The organism is Saccharopolyspora sp. CA-218241, from assembly GCF_050954615.1.
Lineage (GTDB): Bacteria > Actinomycetota > Actinomycetes > Mycobacteriales > Pseudonocardiaceae > Saccharopolyspora > Saccharopolyspora cebuensis.
In genome coordinates this window covers 4,997,192-5,016,876 of record NZ_CP191860.1, presented here as the reverse complement: position 1 = coordinate 5,016,876, position 19,685 = coordinate 4,997,192, and the positions used below count along the sequence as shown (strand labels likewise).

Here is a 19,685-nt window from a genome sequence, read left to right as displayed (position 1 = left end):
CCGAACCTGTGGGATTTTCACAACTGAACGTGCCTCGGCGCTGCCCGGTAACCGCGGCGGCATCGACGCACGAGGGCGTGCGCGCCCCCACTGACGTGGACCGGCACCGGGAAGCCCCCCGACCGGTGCCGGTCCACACCCTCCTGGTGAGCGGTTCGTCCCATAGTCCCGGCTGAACCGGTCGGCCGTTCGCCGCAGCGGTGCTACCGGCGGGCTCTGCGCCCGCCGGAGGCGGCCGCGGCGCGGCCGGGCGTGGTGCAGGATGGGCGAGACATGAGTACCGCCGAACACCAGCCCCCCGAGCACCAGCATCCCGGGAACGACGTCCGCGCCACCTGCCGCGCGGCGGTGCACCGCCACGGGGCCGAGCTGGTCGGGCTCTCCCGGCGGTTGCACGCCGATCCGGAGCTGTCCTTCGCCGAGCACCGCGCCGCCGACCGGGTCGCCGGGCTGCTCGCCGAACACGGCTTCCGCGTCGAACGACCGGTAGCGGAGCTGGACACCGCCCTGATCGGCGAGTGCGGCAGCGGGGAGCTGGTCGTCGCGATCTGCGCCGAGTACGACGCCCTCCCGGAGGTCGGCCACGCCTGCGGGCACAACGTGATCGCCGCCGCCGGGGTCGGCGCCGCGCTCGCGCTGGCCCCCGTGGCCGACGAGCTCGGCATCACCGTCCGGCTCTGCGGCACTCCCGCCGAGGAGCTCGGCGGCGGCAAGGTCCACATGCTGGAGCGCGGCGTCTTCGACGACGTCGCCTGCGCGCTGATGGTCCACCCCGGACCCGAGGACATCTGCGTGCCGTCCTCGCTGGCCATCTCCGACGTCGAGGTCCGCTACACCGGACGGTCGGCGCACGCCGCGTCGGCACCGGAGCTCGGCCGCAACGCCGCCGACGCGCTCACCGTGGCCCAGGTGGCCATCGGGCTGCTCCGGCAGCACTTCGAACCGCGGCAGATGGCGCACGGTATCGTGACGTCGGGAGGCGCGGCCCCGAACATCGTTCCCGACCGCACCTCAGCGGTGTACAACCTCCGCGCCGCCGAATCGCGCTCGTTGCAGCGCTTGGAGAACCGCATTCGAGCCTGCTTCGAAGCGGGAGCGACGGCGACCGGCTGCGCGCACGAGATCGTGCGGCTGTCCCCGGTGTACGCGGAGCTGAGCCCCGACGCGTGGCTGTCGGCGGCCTACCGGAGCGCGATCACCGAGCTCGGGCGCGAACCGCTCGACGAGGACGCCGAACGCGGCCGGATCATCGGCAGCACCGACATGGGCAACCTGACCCGGGAGCTGCCCGCGATCCACCCGATGATCGCGATCGACTGCGGCGACGCGGTCAACCACCAGGCGGAGTTCGCCGCCGCCTGCGCGAGTCCCTCGGCGGACCGCGCGGTGCTGGACGGGGCGGTGGCCCTGGCCTGGACGGTGGTCGCCGCGGCGGGTGACCCGGAGCAGCGGGCACGGCTGCTCGCGGCCCTGCGCGACCGCACCGGGCGGCGCACCTCGGGTGCCGACCGCCCGGGACCGGGAGCGGCGGTTCCCGGAATTCCTGCAGAGTGTGACGCGACCGGCGACGTGGCGTGAGCGGACCGAACGCTCGCGAACGCCGACCGGGAGCGGGTGGCCCACCGGTCCGCAGGTGCGGCCGCCCGCGGAGAACTGGAGGCGTGGCGTGACCGTTGTGGATTCTCGTGGCCCTGACCCAGGCAATTCGCGGGGCGGACGGTCGTCGGGGGGCGACGGTCCGGCCGGTGCGCTGCTCGCGGAGCTCCCCGGCGCGGACGCCCTCGAGGATCCCGGCGCCGGCCGCGGTCCCTCCTGGCTGGACGGCTGGCTGGCCGACGGGGCCGCGCGGGTGGTCGCCTGGCGCCGCCGCCTGCACCGCTACCCGGAGCTGTCCCGCGCCGAGCACCGCACCACCGCCTTCCTCACCGACGTGCTCACCGATCTGGGCCTGCGCCCACGCGCGCTGCCCACCGGGACCGGCCTGGTCTGCGACATCGGCCCCGGCGGCGGGCGCACCGTGGCGCTGCGCGCCGACATCGACGCGCTACCGCTGAGCGAGAACACCGGCCTGCCGTACTCCTCGACCGTGGACGGCGTCGCGCACGCCTGCGGCCACGACGCGCACACCGCGGTCCTGCTCGGCGTGGCCGCCGCGCTGGCCCAGGCGCCAGCGCTGCCCGGCCGGGTCCGGCTGGTGTTCCAGCCCGCCGAGGAGGTGATGCCGGGCGGGGCGCTGGACGTGCTGGCCAGCGGTGTGCTCGACGGCGTCGACCGGATCTTCGGGCTGCACTGCGATCCGCGCCTGCCGGTCGGCCAGGTGGGCACCCGGGTCGGGCCGATCACCTCCGCCGCCGACCTGCTGGAGGTCCGGTTCAACTCCCCGGGCGGGCACACCTCCCGCCCGCACCTCACCGGCGACCTGGTGCACGCGATGGGCACCGTGATCACCGGGTTGCCCACGCTGCTGTCCCGGCGGATCGATCCGCGCACCGGCACGGTGCTGACCTGGGGCGCGGTGCACGCGGGCGAGGCGCCCAACGCGATCCCGCAGGACGGCGCGCTGACCGGGACGCTGCGCACGGCCGACCGGGACACCTGGGCGAACCTGGACCCGCTGGTGCACGAGCTGGTGGACGCGCTGCTGGCGCCGCTGGGCGTGGGCTTCGACCTGAAGCACCGGCGCGGCGTGCCGCCGGTGGTCAACGACCCGGAGAGCACCGAGCTGTTCCGGGCCGGGATCAGCGGCGGGGTCGGGGAGTCGGCGCTGGCGGGCACCCCGCAGTCCTCGGGCGGCGAGGACTTCGGCTGGTACCTGGAGCACATCCCCGGCTCGTTCGCCCGGCTCGGCGTGCACTCCGGGTCGGGCCGGGTGCGGGACCTGCACCAGCCGACCTTCGCGCTCGACGAGCGGGCGCTGCTGGTCGGCGTCCGGGTGATGGTCCGCACCGCGCTGCTCGCCCTGGAGCGCTGACTCACCGGATCGGGTGGCATCCGGCGGCGGGTGGATCAGCGCGGGGAGCCGGGCCCTCTTCACGGGCATGACGAACGAACTCGCGATGAACGGATCGCCGTTGCCGCCCGGGGCGCCGGATCCCCCGCCGCGGCTGCCCCCGGGCAGGCACGGCGCGGTGCTCCGCAGCGCCGCCGTGGCCGCCTTGGGCGTGGACGAGGTGCTGGCCGGGCTCGACGACGGCCGCTGGGTGGAGCTCTGGAAGGGCGTGCTGGTCCCCGCGGAACGGGTCGACGCCCCGATCACCCGCGGTTCCGCCGCGCTGCTGCGGGCCGGGCCGGAGGCGGTCCTGTCCGGTCTGACCGCGCTGGCGGCGCACGGCTGCGCCCCACCGGGCCGCGTGGTACACCTGACGCTGCCGTACGGGCACGACCTGCGCCGGGGGAAGGACCTCGTCCTGCACCACCGCGCGATCCGGGAGACCGAGGTGGTCGAGCTCGACGGCCTGCGCGTCGAGGCGCTCGACGTCGCGCTCGCCGAGCAGTTGTGCCGCGGCCCCGGACGGCTGGTGCTCGACTGCCTGGAGCGGGCGATGCGCGAGGTCGGCGCCTCCGCCGAGCGGTTCCGCGAGTCGGTGCGGCACCGGCTGAACCGGCGCAACGACCGCCGCGGCACCCGCCGGGCGCTGGAGCTGCTGGACCTGGCGTGGACCGCGCCTCCGGTGCTGGTCCAAGGCCCGATTGCCGGGGCGGGTGCCCGGTGAGCGCGCGGGTGCGGTCAGCGGGCCGGCCGGAACCACCCCGCCGCGCGGGCGGTCTCGCGGGCGGCGACGAAGCGCTCGTAGGCGTCGTCGTGGGCGGCGCGGTCGGCGCTGGGCAGCACCGCCTCCGAGGTGCTCAGCAGCTCGGACGCGACCTCGGGGAGGCTGCGGTCCGCCAGCAGCGCCCGCGCCGTCAGGGCGGCGCCGCGGGCACCGGCCTGCGCGTCGGCGGTGCGCACCACGGGCAGCCCGGTGACGTCGGCGATCACCTGCCGCCAGAGCCGGTTCGCCGAGCCGCCGCCGGTCAACCGCAGCTCGGCGGGTTCGGTGGGGGCGGCGGCGAGGCAGTCGCGGATCACCAGCGCCAGTCCTTCCAGGCAGGCGAGGGCGATCTCGGCCGGACCGTGTTCGAGGCTCAACCCGTGCAGGCCGCCCCGCGCGTTCGGGTCGTTGAACGGCGCGCGCTCGCCACCGGGCGAGAGGTACGGCAGCAGCAGCACTCCGCGGCTGCCCGACGTCGCCTGCTCGGCGAGCCCGGTCAGGTCCGCGGGGCCGGCCAGGCCGAGCAACCGGCAGGTCCACTCCACCACCTCGGTGCCCGCCAGCGTGGCGGTGGCCAGCATCCAGCGGCCCGGCATGGGCGTGCGCACCGACATCCCGACCGGCTCCCGGTCCAGCAGCGGGTCCTCGCCGAGCACCTCGGTGCACAGCGTGGTGCCGAGGATCGTGCAGGCCCGGCCGGGTTCGGTCACCCCGGCGCCCAGCGCGGTGGAGACGATGTCGTAGGCCGCGAGCACCACCGGCGTCCCCGCGCGCAGCCCGACCCGCTCGGCGGCGGTCCGGGTCAGCGGCGCCACCCGGTCCGCTCCGTCGGCGACCTCGGGCAGCAGCCGGCGGGCCGGCTCCAGCCCGGTGGCGGCCAGGACGGCGTCGGAGTACTCGCCGCTGCGGGCGTCCAGGAACGGGTTCGAGGCTTCCGAGACGTCCCAGGCGAGACGTCCGGTCAGTTGGTGGAAGAGCCAGCCCCCGCAGCTCAGCAGCCGTTCGGAGGCGGCGATCCGGTCGGGGTTGTGCGCGGCGAGCCAGCGGAGCTGGGCGTGCGGCAGACCGGCGAACCCGACCGAGCCGTTGATCCGGAACAGCGCGTCGAGCACCCCGTCGGCCGCCCACCGCTCGGCGATGTCCGCGGCGCGGGCGTCGTTCCACAGCACCGCCGGTCCGGTCGGCCGTCCCTCGCCGTCGACGAGCCAGCACCCGTCGCCCTGCGCGGTGATCGCCACCGCGCCCACTTCGTCGTCGAGCCGGGTGACGAGGTCGGCCACGGTGGTCGCCACGGCGTCCCAGACCTCGTCCATGTCCTGCTCGGCGCGGCCCGGGAGCGGGTGGTCGACCTTGGTCGGCCGGCGCGTCGCGGCGAGCTCCGCACCGTCCTCGGCGTAGGCGACGCTCTTGACCACCGAGGTGCCCGCGTCGATCCCGATGGTGATCACGACCGATCCTCCTTGTCCGGACGCCGACCCCCTCGGCGCGCTGCCGATATCACAGCATTCGCTGTTAATAATTTCAAGAATAGTGTTATGTTGGCGGCGAGATGTGACATCCGGGCTCGGGAACCGGGCTCCGACCGAAAGGACGCACCGTGGTGGCGCACCCCCACGCGGCCGAGCCGATCGAGCTCGTGCTGCTCGACGTCGGCGGGCCGATCTACGACGACGCGGCCTACCGGGACGCGCTCCTGCGGGCGGTCCGGGAGCTCGCCGCCGAGGACGGGCGCCCCGCCGTCGAGGAGGCTGAGTTCCGGCGGGTCTACGACGAGCGCAGGCAGGCCCAGGGCGGTTCGCTGCGCACGGCGGTGGCCGAGCGGTTCCTCACCGCGGCCGACCGGCAGCGGCTGTCCGACCGGGCCGAGGGCTACTGGGAATACCCGGCCTCGGCCCTGCACGCCGACGTGCTGCCCGCGCTGCGCGAGCTGGCCGAGCGCTACACCCTGGCCGTCGTGGCCAACCAGCGGGCGGTGGTGGTCGAGGCGCTGCGCCGCGACGGCGTCGCCGAGCACATCGACATCTGGGCGATCTCGGAGGTCGTCGGGGCGGAGAAGCCCGCGCCCGCCATCTTCGAGCACGCGCTGCGCGAGGCCGGGGTCGACCCGGGCCGCGCCGTGCACGTCGGCAACCGGCTCGACACCGACGTGCGGGGCGCGCAGCGGGTCGGGCTGCGCACGGTGTGGGTGCTGCGCGGCGAAGCACCGCCGGAACCCACCGCCGAGCAGCTCGCCGAACCCGACGCGGCGATCCGCACGCTCACCGAGCTGCCCGCCGCGCTGGCCCGCCTGCGGGGCGAGGGCTGATGGGCGAGCTGGTGGCCGGGGTGGACGTCGCCACCGCGAACGTCCGGGTGCAGGTGCACGATCCGGCGGGTCAGGTCGTGGCGGCGGCCTCCCGCCCGCTGCCGCGGCCGGAGCACCCCGCGCCGGGATGGTCCGAGCAGGACGCCACGGCCTGGTGGCCCGCCGTCCGGGACTGCCTGGCCGAGTGCACCACCGCCCTCGGCGACCGCAGCACCGAGATCGCCGCGCTGGCGGTGTCCGCGACGTCCGGGACGGTCGTGCTCGTCGACGAGGCGGGCGAACCGGTGGGTCCCGCGCTGATGTACGACGACCGCCGAGCGGCCGACGAGGCGCGGACCGCGGCCGAGGTCGGCGCCGAGCGGTGGCGGCGCACCGGGATCACCCCGTCCGCCGGGTCCGGGCTGGCCCGGATCGGTCGGCTGGCCCGGGAGCTGCCCGCGGGCGCGGTGCGGATCTGCCACACGCCCGAGCTGATCGGCCGGCGGCTCGTGGGCCACCCGGTCGCCGCCGACACCAGCCACGCGCTCAAGAGCGGCTACGACGCGGTGACCGGGGAGTGGGCCGGTGAGGTCTTCGAGGCCCTCGGCGTCCCGACGACCCTGCTGCCGCAGGTGGTCCGGCCGACCGCGCCGCTGGGCGAGGTCGACGCGGTCGCGGCCGAGGGCACCGGGCTCCCGGTGGGGTGCCAGGTGCGCGCCGGGATGACCGACGGGTGCGCGGGCCAGCTCGCCTGCGGTGCGGTCGACGTCGGCCAGTTCGTCACGGTGATCGGCACGACGCTGGTCCTCAAGGGCGTGTCCGAGCACCTGGTGCACGATCCGACCGGTGCGGTGTACAGCCACCTGCACCCGGACGGCGCCTGGCTGCCCGGCGGCGCGGCCAACGTCGGCGGTTCGGCGCTGGCGGACGTGCCCGCCGACGAGCTCGCCGAGCTGGACGAGGCCGCGCTGCGCCGCGGCCCGTCCGGTGCGGTCGGCTACCCGCTGCGCGGCGAGGGGGAGCGGTTCCCGTTCCTCGCGCCGCAGGCGAGGGCCTTCGTGCTCGGCGAACCGGTGGACCGGGTCGACGCGCACCGGTCCCGCCTCGAAGGCGTCGCCTTCTGCGAGCGCCTCGCCGTGGAGCGCCTCGGCGGGCTCGGGGCCCCGGCGGCCGGACCGATCCGCACCGCGGGCGGTGGCGCGCGCAGCTTCGCGTGGTCCGTGGTCCGGGCGTCGGTGCTGGACCGCCCGGTGCTGCGCGTGCGAGAGGCGGGCACCGCGCTGGGCGCTGCGCTGCTGGCCGCCAGCGGGACGATCCACCCCGATCTGAGCGCGGCGGCCGCCGCGATGGCCCCGGTGGGCGAGCTCGTCGAGCCGGAGCCCGCGGCGGTGGGTGCGCTCGACGCGAACTACCGGCGGTTCGTCGCGGAGCTCACCGAGCGCGGCTGGCTCTGAGCCGGTCCCGGAACCGCCCGCCAGGCCCGCGCCGCTCAGCCCGCGGCGACCTCGATCCTGACCCCTTCGTCCCGCAGGCGCCCGACGGTCCCGGCGTCGGTGCCGGCATCGACCACCACCACGTCGAAGGCGGTGAGCGGGGCCAGTTCGTGCACCGCACGCCGGTCGAACTTCGTGCGGTCGAGCAGCAGCACCTTCTTCGCCGTGGTCTCCATCAGCGCCCGCTTGACCTGGATGGTCTCCTGCGAGCGGTGCAGGCAGTGCCCCGCGACGACCGCGGTGGTGGACATGAACAGCACGTCGGAGCGCATCGACCGGGCCATGTCGGCGGTGTGCAGTCCGAGGAACGCGTCGTAGGTCGGGTGGTAGTCGCCGCCGAGGCCGATCAGGTGCAGCCCCGGCTCGCCGCTGAGCAGGTTCACCACCGACAGGAAGTTCGTGACGATGGTCAGCGGTCCCAGCGGGCTGAGCCGTTCGGCGACCGCGAGCGCGCTGGTGCTGTCGTCGAGCGCGACGACCTGCCCGGACTCCACGTGGCGCAGCGCGTGCTCGGCGACCGCGGCCTTCTCCGCCGCGGCGTCGGCGCTGCGGGCCCGGACGGAGGTCTCCAGCAGCGCGGTCGGGGTGGAGGTGGCGCCGCCGCGGACCTTGCGCAGCCAGCCCTGCCGCTCCAGCACGTCGAGGTCGCGGTGGACGGTCATCCCGCTGACGCCGTGCTCGTCGGCGAGCTGCTCGATCCGGACGTAACCGCTGGCCATCACCTCGCGGCGGATCGCCTCGCGCCGCTCCTGCCGGTTCACCGGTGCGTCGTCGGCCACGACCACCCCTCACTCGCGCGTGCTGCGCGGGTGATTATCACACGGCGGATGTGATGAAGCGGCTAGACATCACGCGACGAACCGGGACCGACGTTGCGGCAGGGCCGGGTCCGCAGGCCTTCGACGTAGTCGTCCGGGGCCCCGGCGGCTTCCGCGGCGTCGGCCATCACGCCGAGGTAGCGCGCCGACGGCAGCCCGCCTTCGTAGGCGTCGAGGACGTAGAGCCAGGCGAGCACGGGGCCATCCAGGGTGTCCACCCGGAGCCGGAGCTTCTTGTGCATCCCCAGCTCGGAGCCTTCCCAGCGGTCGAGCTGGCCCTCGTCCTCCGCGGGGACGTCGTAGAGGACGGTGAAGACCTGCGATCCGTCGTGCTCCACGATGGTGGCCAGCGCGCCTTCCCAGCCGTAGTCCTCGCCGCCGAAGGTCAACCGCCAGCCCTGCAGCCAGCCCGTACCGGCCATCGGGGAGTGCGGTGCGCGCTTCATCATCTGGGCGGGATCCATGTTGGACCCGTAAGCGGCGTACAGAGGCACGGTCCCCAGGGTAGCGATCCATCAGCCGTCCGGCGGAACGGACCGCGACACGAAGGTGGGTAACCGAGCGGGCGGACGCCGCCGCTGTTAGTCGCGGCACCACTCGGCTCGCGCGGACTCCGCGCAGCGTACCGTGTTCGCGGCGCCCACAAGGCAGGCTCATCCGGGAGGAGCGCGAAGTGACCCGCATCGTGATCATGGGAGGTGGCCCCGCGGGCTACGAGGCGGCGCTGGTGGCCGCCCAGAACGGGGCCGAGGTCACGCTCGTCGAACCGGAGGGCCTGGGCGGGTCCTGCGTGCTCTACGACTGCGTCCCGTCGAAGACCTTCATCGCTTCGGCCGGTGCCCGCTCGTCCTCCCGGGACGCGCGCGAGCTGGGCATCCGCACCGGGGCCGAGAGCGCCGATGTGGACGTCTCCGTCGTGCACGGCAGGGTCAAGGGCCTGGCGCTGGCGCAGTCGGCCGACATCCGCTCCCGGGTGCGCCGGGAGGGCGGCCGGATCCTCGCGGGCCGGGCGCGGTTCACCAACCCCACCCAGGGGATGGCCCGCCACCACATCGGCGTGGAGCTCGCCGAGGGCGGATCCGAGGAGCTCATCGCCGACGTCGTGCTGATCGCCACCGGAGCCACCCCGCGCATCCTCAAGGGCGCCGAGCCCGACGGCGAGCGCATCCTGACCTGGCGCCAGCTCTACGACCTGCCCGAACTCCCCGAGCACCTCGCGGTCATCGGTTCCGGCGTGACCGGCGTGGAATTCGCCTCCGCCTACACCGAGATGGGCGTGAAGGTCAGCATGATCTCCAGCCGCGACCGGGTGCTGCCGCACGAGGACGCCGACGCCGCCGCGGTGCTGGAGGAGGTCTTCGCCGAGCGCGGCACCGAGGTGGTCAAGCACGCCCGCGCGGAGGAGGTCAAACGCACCGCCGACGGCGTCCTGATCAAGCTCGCCGACGGTCGCGAGGTCATCGCCAGCCACGCCCTGATGACCGTCGGCTCGGTGCCCAACACGCAGGACATCGGCCTGGAGCGGGTCGGGGTCGAGGTCGATCGCAACGGCTACATCAGCGTCGACCGGGTGTCGCGCACCAACGTGCCCGGCGTGTACGCGGCGGGGGACTGCACCGGGCTGCTGCTGCTGGCCTCGGTCGCGGCGATGCAGGGCCGGATCGCGATGTGGCACTCGCTGGGGCAGGGCGTCAGCCCGATCAAGCTGAAGACCGTCGCCGCCAACGTCTTCACCCACCCCGAGATCGCCACCGTGGGGATCAGCCAGCAGGCGATCGACTCCGGCGAGGTGCCGGCCCGCACGGTGATGCTGCCGCTGGCCACCAACCCGCGGGCCAAGATGGAGGGGCTGCGGCGCGGCTTCCTCAAGGTGTTCTGCCGACCGCAGACCGGTGTGGTGGTGGGCGGTGTCGTGGTGTCGCCGAACGCCAGCGAGCTCATCCTGCCGATCGCCCTGGCGGTGCAGAACCAGATCACGGTGGACAATCTGGCCAACACGTTCTCGGTGTACCCGTCGCTGTCCGGTTCGCTGACCGAGGCGGGACGCCAGCTGATGCGCCACGACGACCTGGACTGAGCCGGGTCCGGGCGGCGGAGTTCCGGAGGCGGCGATGACCGATCGGCCCCTGCTCGTCTACGACGGCGACTGCGGCTTCTGCACCCGGTGCGTGCGGTGGGCCGAGCGGTTGCCGGTGCGGGCGCGGATCGCCGCGTGGCAGGAGCTCGACCTCGCTGAGCTGGGCGTCCAGGAGGCGCGCGCCCGGCACGAGGTGCTGTGGGTGGAGCCGACCGGCCGGGTGCTCGGCGGTGCCGCCGCCGTGGCGGCGCTGCTGCGCGCCTGCCGCCCACCGTGGCCGCTGCTCGGGCACCTGCTGTCGGCGCCCCTGGTGCGCACCGCCGCCGACCTCGGCTACCGCTGGGTGGCGGCGAACCGGCACCGGATGCCGGGATCGACCCCGGCGTGCCGGCTGCCCCCGGAGCGCCGTCCCGGGCGGAACTCCCCCTGAACGGGGTAGGCCACGAGGCCGGGCGGGCCCTCTGGAGATCGGCCTGCGGGCCGGGTCGGATGGCCGTTCGGCCGATCCCGCACGTCTTCCGCGACCGTAGCGTGAACTCATCGACGCAGTTCCCGCACGGAGCGAGAGGTGATTCCCATGAACAGCGCGGCCTTCCCCTTCTGGCTCGGCGCCCGTCCGTCCGCAGTGGACCACCGCGCGAGGTCGGCGCGGCGACGACTCGCGGGGCGCCGCCGCGAACGGCCGCCCGATCTGACCCTTTCCGCTCTGCCGCGCACCCGGTCCCCGGGCGTCCGCGGTGACCGCATGATCCCTGCGATCCCGTGACCGCGTTCCTCCACGACCGCAGTGCCTCCAGGACCGCAGTGCCTCCACGACCGCAGTGCCGCATGAGCGCGTTGCTCCGCGACCGGAGCAGTGCGGCGATGCCCGAACCAGGCGACCGCCGACCCACGCCGTCCACGGTGTCGCCGGTGCAGACGTTCTCGTTCCTTGACAACTCAACAGCGATACCGCCGTCGGCGGGCCCGCGTGGCGTGGACCCGGGCACCGCCGCCGAAGTCGAGCGGTTCCGCGTCGCCGGTCGACGGGGACCCCGTCGAACAGCGGCGGAAAACCGGGAGACGACCGCTGCGGGGACGGCTAGATTGGCCGCGTGATGTTCAGGCTGTTCTACCTCTGATCGGACCGCGGCGGCCCGCGCACGACCGAGGGGCACGACCCCGCGCCGCGCCCGCCGCGCTCGCACCAGCACCGATCGCCGGGCGGTCGGTGCTGCTCGCGGTTCCCCGCACCGGATCGCACCCGCGTCGGGGCGAGGGGCCGTTCCGCTCGTGCCCCGTTCCGGGGCCTCGATCAGGGAGAACCATGTCTCAGAACCCGCACTGTCCGCGCCCCGCGCACATCGCCTTCATGTCCATCCCCGCGCACGGGCACGTCAACCCCGGTCTCGGGCTCGTCGCGGCGCTGGCCGAGCGCGGTCACCGGGTCACGTACGCGACCACCTCCGAGTTCGCCGAGCCGGTGCGCGACGCCGGGGCCGATCCGGTGCTCTACACCTCGACGCTGCCGTCTGCCTCCGGCCCGGTGCGGGAGTGGCCGGACGACCTCGTCGTCGCGCAGCAGATGTTCCTGGACGAGACCGCAGCCGTCGTACCGCAGCTCGAGCAGGCCTACCGGGACGACGTGCCGGACCTGCTGGTCTACGACATCGCGGGGTTCCAGGCGCTCGTGCTCGCGGAGCGCTGGGGCGTTCCCCGCATCCAGCTCTCGCCCACGCACGTGCACTTCGAGGGTGCCGAGGACCTCGTGCCGGAGGCCCCCGAGCTCCTCGAAGTCCGGAGCCGCTTCGAGGCGTACTTCGCCGAGCGGGGAACCGGGCTGCGGTACCGCGACATCGTGGTGCCGGGCAGGTGCATCGCCACCATCCCGAAGTCGTTCCAGCTCAGCTCGGACGGCGTTTCGGCGGAGGTGGCATTCGTCGGTCCGCTGCTCACCGAGCGGGCCACGGTGGTGTCGTGGGAGCCGCCGGACGACCGCCCGGTGCTGGTCATCTCGTTGGGCTCGGCCTACAACAACCGGCCGGACTTCTACCGCGAGTGCCTGCGCGCCTTCGGCGAGGGCGACTACCACGTGGTGATGGCGGTCGGGCACGGCATCGACCCGGCCGACCTCGGGGACGTCCCGCCGCACGTCGAGGTCCACCAGTGGATCCCGCAGCTCGCCGTGCTCGGCGAGGCGAGCGCTTTCATCACCCACGCCGGGATGGGCGGCACGATGGAAGGCCTGTACCGCGCTGTGCCGATGGTCGCGGTGCCGCAAGCCGTCGACCAGTTCATGAACGCCGCGCGGTTGGAAGAACTCGGCGTCGGCCGGCGGCTCGACTCCGCCACGGCGACCGCGGCGGACCTCCGCGCGGCGGTCGACGAGCTCACCCGCGACGCAGACGTTCACCGGCGGCTGCGGGAGATCCAGCGCGAGATGCTCGAGTCCGGCGGCCTGCGCCGCGCGGTCGAGGTGGTCGAATCGGAGCTGTGACGCACCGGTCGGGGAGCTCGGTGCACGCGTCGGCCTCCCCGACCCGCGCCGACGGAACCGGTGCGGAGGAACTCCGCACCGAGCGGCTTCCGGCGGCGACGCTCCGGCGGGGCCATCCTTGTGACGGCACCGCCGCTCTCGGTACCGTCCGCCTGCGACCGCGGGGGTCGGCGGTGCTCCCGCCGGTCGCTCGCGGGGAGGGAGCACGATGGGTTCCACGATCACCGGTCTGCGCACCCACGACATCCGCTTCCCGACCTCGCACGAGCTCGACGGGTCGGACGCGATGAACCCGGATCCCGACTACTCGGCCTCGTACGTCGTCGTCGACACCGATGCCGGGGACGGCCTGCGCGGTCACGGCTTCGCGTTCACCATCGGCCGCGGCAACGAGGTCCAGACCGCGGCGATCACCGCGCTCGCGCCGTTCGTGGTGGGCCGCTCGCTGGACGAGGTGCTCGACGACCTCGGCGGCACCTGGCGCCGGCTGGTGCACGACTCGCAGCTCCGGTGGCTCGGTCCGGAGAAGGGCGTCATGCACATGGCCATCTCGGCCGTGGTCAACGCCTTGTGGGACCTGTGCGCCAAACGGGCCGGGCTCCCGTTGTGGAAGCTGCTCGCCGACCTGTCCCCGGAGCGGATCGTCGACCTGGTGGACTTCCGGTACCTCACCGACGCGCTCACTCCCGAGGAAGCGCTGGACCTGCTGCGCGCCGCGGAGCCCGGCCGTGCCGGGCGGGAAGCGGAGCTCCGCGCCGGCGGCTACCCCGGCTACACCACCAGCGCGGGCTGGCTGGGCTACGACGACGGGAAGTTGGCGCAGCTCTGCCGCGACGCCGTCGCCCGGGGCTTCACCCAGATCAAGCTGAAGGTCGGCGGGGACCTCGACGAGGACCTCCGCAGGTTGCGGATCGCCCGCGAGGCGGTGGGACCGGACGTGCGCATCGCCGTCGACGCCAACCAGCGCTGGGACGTGGGCACCGCGATCGACCGGATCCGGCGGCTGGCCCCGTTCGACCTCTGGTGGGTCGAGGAACCGACCAGTCCGGACGACGTCCTCGGCCATGCGGCGATCGCACGCGCGGTGGCCCCGGTCCGGATCGCCACCGGCGAGCACGTGCAGAACCGGATCGTGTTCAAGCAGTTGCTGCAGGCCGGCGCCCTGTCCGTGTTGCAGCTCGACGCGGCCCGGGTCGCCGGGGTGAACGAGAACGTCGCGATCCTGCTGCTGGCGGCCAAGTTCGGAGTTCCGGTCTGCCCGCACGCCGGTGGCGTGGGGTTGTGCGAGCTCGTCCAGCACCTGTCCATGTTCGACTTCGTGGCCGTGTCCGGGTCGATGACCGACCGCACCATCGAGTACGTCGATCATCTGCACGAGCACTTCGTGGACCCGGCGGTGGTCCGGGACGGCTGCTACGCGGTGCCGACCGCGCCGGGCTATTCCGCGGAGCTCAAGCCCGAGGTCCTCCTCGACTACCGGTACCCGGACGGCCCGGTGTGGTCCCGGATCCGCCGGGACGCGGGCCGTGCCTGACCACTGCTGCCGACCGCCCTCCCCGGTCCGGGCCGGTAGTGGTGCCGGGCGGCGGGCGCGGCTGGGCGGATCGCCCGTCGAGGTCACCGCGCTCGGCTTCGGCGGGGCCGTGATCGGCAACCTCTACACCGCGATCGACGACGACACCGCGACGGCGGCGGTGGACGCGGCGTGGCGGGCGGGCATCCGCTACTTCGACACCGCGCCGCACTACGGACTGGGGCTCGCCGAACGGCGGCTCGGCGCCGCGCTCGCGCACCACCCGCGCGCCGAGGCGGTCGTGTCGACCAAGGTGGGCCGCCGACTGGTCCCGGCCGACCGGCCTGGACCGGGCCCGGATGGGCGCGACGACGCGGGCTTCGACGTGCCGGCCGACCACCGGCGGGTGTGGGACTTCAGCGCCGACGGGGTGCGGCGTGCGCTGGAGGACAGCCTCCGCAGGCTGGGCACCGACCGGGTCGACCTGCTGCTGCTCCACGACCCGGACGACCACTGGCGGCAGGCCGTCGAGGAGGCCTACCCGGCTCTGCACGAGCTGCGGGCGCAAGGCGTGGTCGGGGCGATCGGCGTCGGGATGAACCAGTGGCCGCTGCTGCGGCGCTTCGCCACCGACACCGAGATCGACGCGGTCATGCTGGCGGGCCGCTACACGCTGCTCGACCAGTCCGCGTTGGACGGTCTGCTGCCGACCTGCGAGCGCCGCGGCGTGTCGGTCCTCGCGGCTGGGGTCTTCAACGGCGGACTGCTGGCCTCCGACGCGCTTCCCGCCGAACCGCGGTACGACTACGCCCCGGCGCCGGACGACATCGTGGCCCGCGCCCGTCGGCTCGCGGCGCTCGCGGCCCGGTACGGAGTCCGGTTGCCGCAGCTGGCGATGGCTTTCGCGGCGGCACATCCGACGGTGGCGAGCGTGGTCGTCGGCGTCCGGACGGCGGCGGAGGCCACCACCAACGCGGCGTTGTTCACCAGCCCGGTACCCGCGGAGTTGTGGGCGGAACTCCGTGCCGGAGGTCTGGTCCGCCCGGACGCCCCGCTACCGGGCTGACCGCGAGCCGCATCCACCCCGCGGCACGTGCTGGCGTCCCCGCTGAATAGCCGCCCCCTCGGACAGCTGACCCCGCGCACCGCCGCCCCTCGAACACTCCGCTCTTCGACCAGCCCGATGCCGCCGGCCTGGCATCGGGCTTCCCGGGACGCTCGAGCGCGGTGCCCCTCCTCCGCCCGCGCCGAGCGTCCCCGGTCGTGCGGCGGACCCGGCGCCGGGTCCGCCGCACGACCTCCCAGGGCGGCGAACGCGGTGCTCGGCTCGGCCGGTAACGCCCGCGTCGATCTTCGCGACGAGACACGTGTCGGCACGGTGCCGATGACTGGAGGGGGATGCATGCCGCGAGTGGACGCGTCGTGGTTGACCGCGGTGGTCGCGCTGATCGCCGCGGTCTTCGTCGTGCTGGTCGGTGGTGAAGGGGTCGAGGTCGACACCGGCCACCCCGCCACCTACCCCGGGCGGGTCACCACCCAGCCCTGAGCGGCGAACGCGGGCGGCTGGGGGATCGGGCACCCCGCCAGCCGCCGCCCGCGCTCGACGGCGACCGCCGATCAGCGATGTCGGCGGTCGCGCCTCGGGATCACACCCAGTCGAAGGTCTTGGTGACCGCCTTCTGCCACTGGTGGTACTCCTTCTCCCGGCGCTCGGTGGGCATCGCGGGGTCCCACTGCTTGTCCTTGGCCCAGTTGGAGCGGATGTCCTCCTCGCTGCTCCAGAACCCGACAGCGAGCCCCGCCGCGTAGGCGGCACCGAGCGCGGTCGTCTCGTTGACCACCGGACGGATCACCGGCACGCCCAGGATGTCGGCCTGGAACTGCATGAGCAGCTCGTTGACCACCATGCCGCCGTCGACCTTCAGCGACTTCAGCGGCACGCCGGAGTCGCGGTTCATCGCCTCGATGACCTCGCGGGTCTGGAACGCGGTGGCCTCCAGCACCGCGCGCGCCAGGTGCCCCCGGTTGACGAAGCGGGTCAGCCCGACGATCGCCCCGCGCGCGTCCGAGCGCCAGTGCGGCGCGAACAGGCCGGAGAACGCCGGCACGAAGTAGGCGCCGCCGTTGTCCTCGACGTCGCCCGCGAGCTGCTCGATCTCGGGGGAGCTGCCGATGAGGCCCAGGTTGTCGCGCACCCACTGCACCAGCGAGCCGGTGACCGCGATGGACCCCTCCAGGCAGTAGACGGTGTCCCGCTCGCCGATCTTGTAGCCCACCGTGGTGAGCAGGCCGTTCTCGCTGATCACCCGCTCGGTGCCGGTGTTGAGCAGCACGAAGTTGCCGGTGCCGTAGGTGTTCTTCGCCTCGCCGGGGGCCAAGCACGCCTGCCCGAAGGTCGCCGCCTGCTGGTCACCGAGGATGCCCGCGATCGGCACGCCGCCGAACACGGCGCGCTTGCGGAAGTGGGCGTAGACCTCGGAGGAGGACCGGATCTCGGGGAGCATCTCGATCGGAACCCCGATCTCCTCGCAGAGCTCCGGGTCCCACTGCAACGTCTCCAGGTCCATCAGCATGGTCCGGGAAGCGTTGGTCGGGTCGGTGACGTGCAGTCCGCCGTCCGGACCACCGGTGGAGTTCCACAGCACCCAGGTGTCCATGGTGCCGAACAGCAGCTCGCCGTTCTTGGCCCGTTCCCGGGCGCCGTCGACGTTGTCCAGGATCCAGCGGGCCTTGGGGCCGGAGAAGTAGGTGGCCAGCGGCAGGCCGGTCTTGCGGTGGAACCGGGTCTGCCCGCCCGGCGCCTCGCCGAGTTCGGCGACGATCTCGTCGGTGCGGGTGTCCTGCCAGACGATCGCGTTGTAGATCGGCTTGCCGGTGGCCTTCTCCCACACCACCGTGGTCTCGCGCTGGTTGGTGATGCCGACGGCGGCGATGTCCGCGGTGGTCAGGTCCGCCTTGGCCAGCGCCCCGGCGCAGACCTGGCGGGTGTTCTGCCAGATCTCCTCGGGATCGTGCTCGACCCAGCCGGCCTGCGGGAAGATCTGGCGGTGCTCGATCTGGTCCACCGAGACCACGGAGCCCGACCTGTCGAAGACCATGCAGCGGGTCGACGTCGTGCCCTGGTCGATGGCGGCGACGTAGGAGGTCATCTCGTTCTGCCTTCCTCTGCGGGGCGGTTGATCAGGTGGCCGGCAGGGCCAGGGCGAGGGCTCCCGCGAGGATCCCGCCGATGGCGGGGCCGGCGATCGGGATCCAGGAGTAACCCCACTCCGCGGAGCCCTTGCCGCGGATGGGGAGCACCGCGTAGACGATGCGCGGGCCCAGGTCGCGGGCCGGGTTGATGGCGTACCCGGTGGGTCCGCCGAGCGAGGCGCCGATCGCCACCACGATGAAGGCCACCGCCGCGTAGCCCAGCGCGGCGTTGCCGAACTCCGGAACGCCGGGCGAGTCACCGGGGCCGGCCTGCGGGCTCAGGATGATCCACAGCACCAGGACGAACGTCCCGATGATCTCGGTGATCAGGTTCCACGGGGCGTTGGGCACGGTGGGGCCGGTGCAGAAGATCCCCCGGGTGCTCCCCGGGTCGTCGTGGGTGTCGAACTGCAGCTTGTACGCGGCCCAGCACAGCACCGCGCCGATCGCGCCGCCGATGACCTGCGCCACGATGTAGACCGGCACCTGCTCCCACGGCGTCTGGCCGTTCACCGCGAGGCCGAGGGTGACGGCCGGGTTGATGTGCGCATCGGTGGGGGCGGCGACGCTCGCTCCGGCGAACACGGCGAAGCCCCACCCGAAGGCCACGAGCAGCCAGCCGCCGTCGTAGCCGAGGGACTTCCGCAATTGCACGTTGGCGACCACGCCGCACCCCAGGAGGGTGAGCGTCGCCGTCCCCATGAGCTCCCACAGGAAGATCTCGCCAAAACTCATACCGCGTTCCCCTTGTCATGCCGCCGTTGGCAGGGGCGGACACAGGTGACTGTCCGACCTGGAGAGTCGGGACGGTACTGCGGCATGGCAACACGTGTCCATGATTGCCGCCACTCGTAGGACGACCGCCGTCCTGTACCGCCCGACCCGGACCTTCGATGATCCGCCACGGCCGCCGGGGAGCTGGAGACAGGGGTACGCACTCGGCCGCGCAGCGCTTGCGGTGGCGGCACCAGCCATGTCCCCTCCTCATCGAGCGGGCGCCCGCCTCACCGCGGACAGCCGAGTGGTGTCACACTAGAGATGTGAAAAGACTCAGTGCAACCATCTCAGGATGAGGTTTTCACCGAAGTTCGCGGTTGCGGGAGTTGCACGGCGGGTAGTGTTGAGGTCGCGCGGGGCGTGGTGCAGCCCTGGCGCGGATCAGTGAGGGGAAGGGCCATGCCGGGGAGCTCGGGGCGCCGTCCGTCCAGCAAGCAGCAGGACCGCCGGCGCCGGATCACCGAGCTCGTCATGGACGCGGGCACGTTGCGGATCGACGACCTGGTGGCGACGGTCGACGCCAGCGCCATGACGGTGTACCGGGATCTCGCCGACCTCGAGGCCCAAGGGCTGGTCCACCGCAACCGAGGCAACGTCTCCGCGGCCTCGTCCCTGCTCTACGAGGCGGCCTCGGAGTACCGCCTGCAGCAGAACCAGGCGGAGAAGACCGAGATCGCCAAGGCCGCGGCCGAGCTCATCGAGCCGGGCCAGGCGATCCTCCTCGACGATTCGACGACCGGGGTCTATCTCGCTCGGCTGCTCCCCGAGCGCGCGCCGATGACCGTCGTGACGAATCACCGCGGGGTCTTCGACGAGCTGGCCGGCGCCCCCGGCATCCACCTGGTGTGCGTCGGCGGCGACTACCTGCCGTGGGCGGACGCCTACGTCGGCGGGATGGCCCTGGACGCGCTGCGCAACCTGCGCGTGGACCTGGCGATCATGTCGGTCTCCGCGGTGACCGACGGCATCTGCTGCTACCCGCAGCAGGAGATGGTGCAGATCAAGAAGGCGATGCTCGCCTCGGCCCGGCGCCGGGTGCTCTACGTCGATCACACGAAGTTCCGCAGGCGGGCGTTGCACGCGGTGGCCCCCGCCGAGGACTTCGACGTGGTCATCGTGGACTCCCAGACCTCGGCGGCCGACGTCGAGGTGCTCCGGGAGCGGGGCGCCGAGGTCGAGCAGGCGGGTGCCGGAAGTGCTGGGACGGGCACCGGAGGTGCTGGTCGGGCATGATGACCACTGCAGGACGTATCGGCGCCGGGTCCGGTTCCGCGTCGGCGGTGGGACGCGATTCGAGCGAGGA

At 73.5% G+C, this 19,685-nt stretch carries 17 protein-coding genes; 12 read left to right on the top strand and 5 right to left on the bottom strand.

What is annotated here, in order from left to right; all coding sequences use genetic code 11:
* The first annotated feature begins 273 nt into the window (after positions 1–273).
* The 3 genes from ACQP0T_RS23840 to ACQP0T_RS23830 all read left to right on the top strand — a co-directional run bounded on the left by ACQP0T_RS23840 (position 274) and on the right by ACQP0T_RS23830 (position 3,713).
* Positions 274–1,578: a M20 family metallopeptidase gene (locus ACQP0T_RS23840; protein ID WP_433870059.1), complete on the top strand. Its 1,305-nt coding sequence runs from the start codon at positions 274–276 to the stop codon at positions 1,576–1,578.
* Positions 1,579–1,666: 88 nt separating this feature from the next.
* A complete protein-coding gene (locus ACQP0T_RS23835; RefSeq protein WP_433870058.1) occupies positions 1,667–2,971 on the top strand; it encodes an amidohydrolase in 1,305 nt (434 codons plus the stop codon).
* Between the two features lie 67 nt (positions 2,972–3,038).
* On the top strand, positions 3,039–3,713 hold the full coding sequence (locus ACQP0T_RS23830; protein ID WP_433870057.1) for a hypothetical protein: 675 nt from the start codon (positions 3,039–3,041) through the stop codon (positions 3,711–3,713).
* Between the two features lie 14 nt (positions 3,714–3,727).
* Here ACQP0T_RS23830 and ACQP0T_RS23825 read toward each other — a convergent pair whose 3' ends face one another.
* A complete protein-coding gene (locus tag ACQP0T_RS23825) occupies positions 3,728–5,200 on the bottom strand; it encodes an FGGY family carbohydrate kinase (protein WP_433870056.1) in 1,473 nt (490 codons plus the stop codon).
* Positions 5,201–5,349: 149 nt separating this feature from the next.
* Here ACQP0T_RS23825 and ACQP0T_RS23820 point away from each other — a divergent pair, with 149 nt between their 5' ends.
* Together ACQP0T_RS23820 and ACQP0T_RS23815 are read left to right on the top strand one after the other, a co-directional pair.
* Positions 5,350–6,057 carry an HAD family hydrolase gene (locus tag ACQP0T_RS23820; protein ID WP_433870055.1) on the top strand — a complete coding sequence of 236 codons (708 nt, stop codon included), beginning with the start codon at positions 5,350–5,352 and terminating at the stop codon, positions 6,055–6,057.
* Positions 6,057–7,490, top strand: a complete 1,434-nt coding sequence (locus ACQP0T_RS23815; protein WP_433870054.1) for an FGGY-family carbohydrate kinase — start codon at positions 6,057–6,059, stop codon at positions 7,488–7,490. The genes ACQP0T_RS23820 and ACQP0T_RS23815 overlap by 1 nt, the downstream gene beginning before the upstream one ends.
* A gap of 35 nt (positions 7,491–7,525) precedes the next feature.
* Here the strand turns inward: ACQP0T_RS23815 and ACQP0T_RS23810 are convergent, their stop codons facing one another.
* Positions 7,526–8,308: a DeoR/GlpR family DNA-binding transcription regulator gene (locus tag ACQP0T_RS23810; RefSeq protein WP_345358467.1), complete on the bottom strand. Its 783-nt coding sequence runs from the start codon at positions 8,306–8,308 to the stop codon at positions 7,526–7,528.
* Positions 8,309–8,370: 62 nt separating this feature from the next.
* On the bottom strand, positions 8,371–8,841 hold the full coding sequence (locus ACQP0T_RS23805) for a gamma-glutamylcyclotransferase (protein ID WP_345358470.1): 471 nt from the start codon (positions 8,839–8,841) through the stop codon (positions 8,371–8,373).
* A 179-nt stretch (positions 8,842–9,020) separates the two neighbouring features.
* Between ACQP0T_RS23805 and ACQP0T_RS23800 the strand changes: the two genes are divergently transcribed.
* The 6 genes from ACQP0T_RS23800 to ACQP0T_RS23775 all read left to right on the top strand — a co-directional run bounded on the left by ACQP0T_RS23800 (position 9,021) and on the right by ACQP0T_RS23775 (position 15,959).
* A complete protein-coding gene (locus ACQP0T_RS23800) occupies positions 9,021–10,424 on the top strand; it encodes an NAD(P)H-quinone dehydrogenase (RefSeq protein ID WP_433870053.1) in 1,404 nt (467 codons plus the stop codon).
* A 34-nt stretch (positions 10,425–10,458) separates the two neighbouring features.
* Positions 10,459–10,854: a thiol-disulfide oxidoreductase DCC family protein gene (locus ACQP0T_RS23795; protein ID WP_433870052.1), complete on the top strand. Its 396-nt coding sequence runs from the start codon at positions 10,459–10,461 to the stop codon at positions 10,852–10,854.
* An 876-nt stretch (positions 10,855–11,730) separates the two neighbouring features.
* Entirely contained in the window at positions 11,731–12,900 is a 1,170-nt protein-coding gene (locus tag ACQP0T_RS23790) for a macrolide family glycosyltransferase (protein ID WP_433870051.1), read from the top strand.
* 208 nt (positions 12,901–13,108) lie between these two features.
* Entirely contained in the window at positions 13,109–14,434 is a 1,326-nt protein-coding gene (locus tag ACQP0T_RS23785) for an L-fuconate dehydratase (RefSeq protein ID WP_433870050.1), read from the top strand.
* A 61-nt stretch (positions 14,435–14,495) separates the two neighbouring features.
* A complete protein-coding gene (locus ACQP0T_RS23780; RefSeq protein ID WP_433873828.1) occupies positions 14,496–15,479 on the top strand; it encodes an aldo/keto reductase in 984 nt (327 codons plus the stop codon).
* Between the two features lie 336 nt (positions 15,480–15,815).
* A complete protein-coding gene (locus tag ACQP0T_RS23775) occupies positions 15,816–15,959 on the top strand; it encodes a hypothetical protein (RefSeq protein WP_345358482.1) in 144 nt (47 codons plus the stop codon).
* A gap of 100 nt (positions 15,960–16,059) precedes the next feature.
* Here the strand turns inward: ACQP0T_RS23775 and glpK are convergent, their stop codons facing one another.
* Complete coding sequence (gene glpK / locus ACQP0T_RS23770) at positions 16,060–17,562, bottom strand: glycerol kinase GlpK (RefSeq protein WP_433870049.1); 1,503 nt, start codon at positions 17,560–17,562, stop codon at positions 16,060–16,062.
* 31 nt (positions 17,563–17,593) lie between these two features.
* The gene (locus ACQP0T_RS23765; RefSeq protein ID WP_433870048.1) at positions 17,594–18,340 is read right to left on the bottom strand and encodes an MIP/aquaporin family protein; all 747 of its coding nucleotides are present in this window, start codon (positions 18,338–18,340) and stop codon (positions 17,594–17,596) included.
* A 441-nt stretch (positions 18,341–18,781) separates the two neighbouring features.
* Between ACQP0T_RS23765 and ACQP0T_RS23760 the strand changes: the two genes are divergently transcribed.
* Positions 18,782–19,615, top strand: a complete 834-nt coding sequence (locus ACQP0T_RS23760; RefSeq protein ID WP_433870047.1) for a DeoR/GlpR family DNA-binding transcription regulator — start codon at positions 18,782–18,784, stop codon at positions 19,613–19,615.
* The last annotated feature ends 70 nt before the right edge of the window (positions 19,616–19,685 follow it).

What these genes read in the sequence shown, in the direction of transcription:
- ACQP0T_RS23840 (WP_433870059.1), top strand. Translation starts at nt 274, where the DNA reads ATGAGTACCGCCGAACACCAGCCCCCCGAGCACCAGCATCCCGGGAAC.
- ACQP0T_RS23830 (WP_433870057.1), top strand. Translation starts at nt 3,039, where the DNA reads ATGACGAACGAACTCGCGATGAACGGATCGCCGTTGCCGCCCGGGGCG.
- ACQP0T_RS23815 (WP_433870054.1), top strand. Translation starts at nt 6,057, where the DNA reads ATGGGCGAGCTGGTGGCCGGGGTGGACGTCGCCACCGCGAACGTCCGG.
- ACQP0T_RS23795 (WP_433870052.1), top strand. Translation starts at nt 10,459, where the DNA reads ATGACCGATCGGCCCCTGCTCGTCTACGACGGCGACTGCGGCTTCTGC.
- ACQP0T_RS23790 (WP_433870051.1), top strand. Translation starts at nt 11,731, where the DNA reads ATGTCTCAGAACCCGCACTGTCCGCGCCCCGCGCACATCGCCTTCATG.
- ACQP0T_RS23785 (WP_433870050.1), top strand. Translation starts at nt 13,109, where the DNA reads ATGGGTTCCACGATCACCGGTCTGCGCACCCACGACATCCGCTTCCCG.
- ACQP0T_RS23775 (WP_345358482.1), top strand. Translation starts at nt 15,816, where the DNA reads ATGCCGCGAGTGGACGCGTCGTGGTTGACCGCGGTGGTCGCGCTGATC.
- glpK (WP_433870049.1), bottom strand. Translation starts at nt 17,562, where the DNA reads ATGACCTCCTACGTCGCCGCCATCGACCAGGGCACGACGTCGACCCGC.
- ACQP0T_RS23765 (WP_433870048.1), bottom strand. Translation starts at nt 18,340, where the DNA reads ATGAGTTTTGGCGAGATCTTCCTGTGGGAGCTCATGGGGACGGCGACG.
- ACQP0T_RS23760 (WP_433870047.1), top strand. Translation starts at nt 18,782, where the DNA reads ATGCCGGGGAGCTCGGGGCGCCGTCCGTCCAGCAAGCAGCAGGACCGC.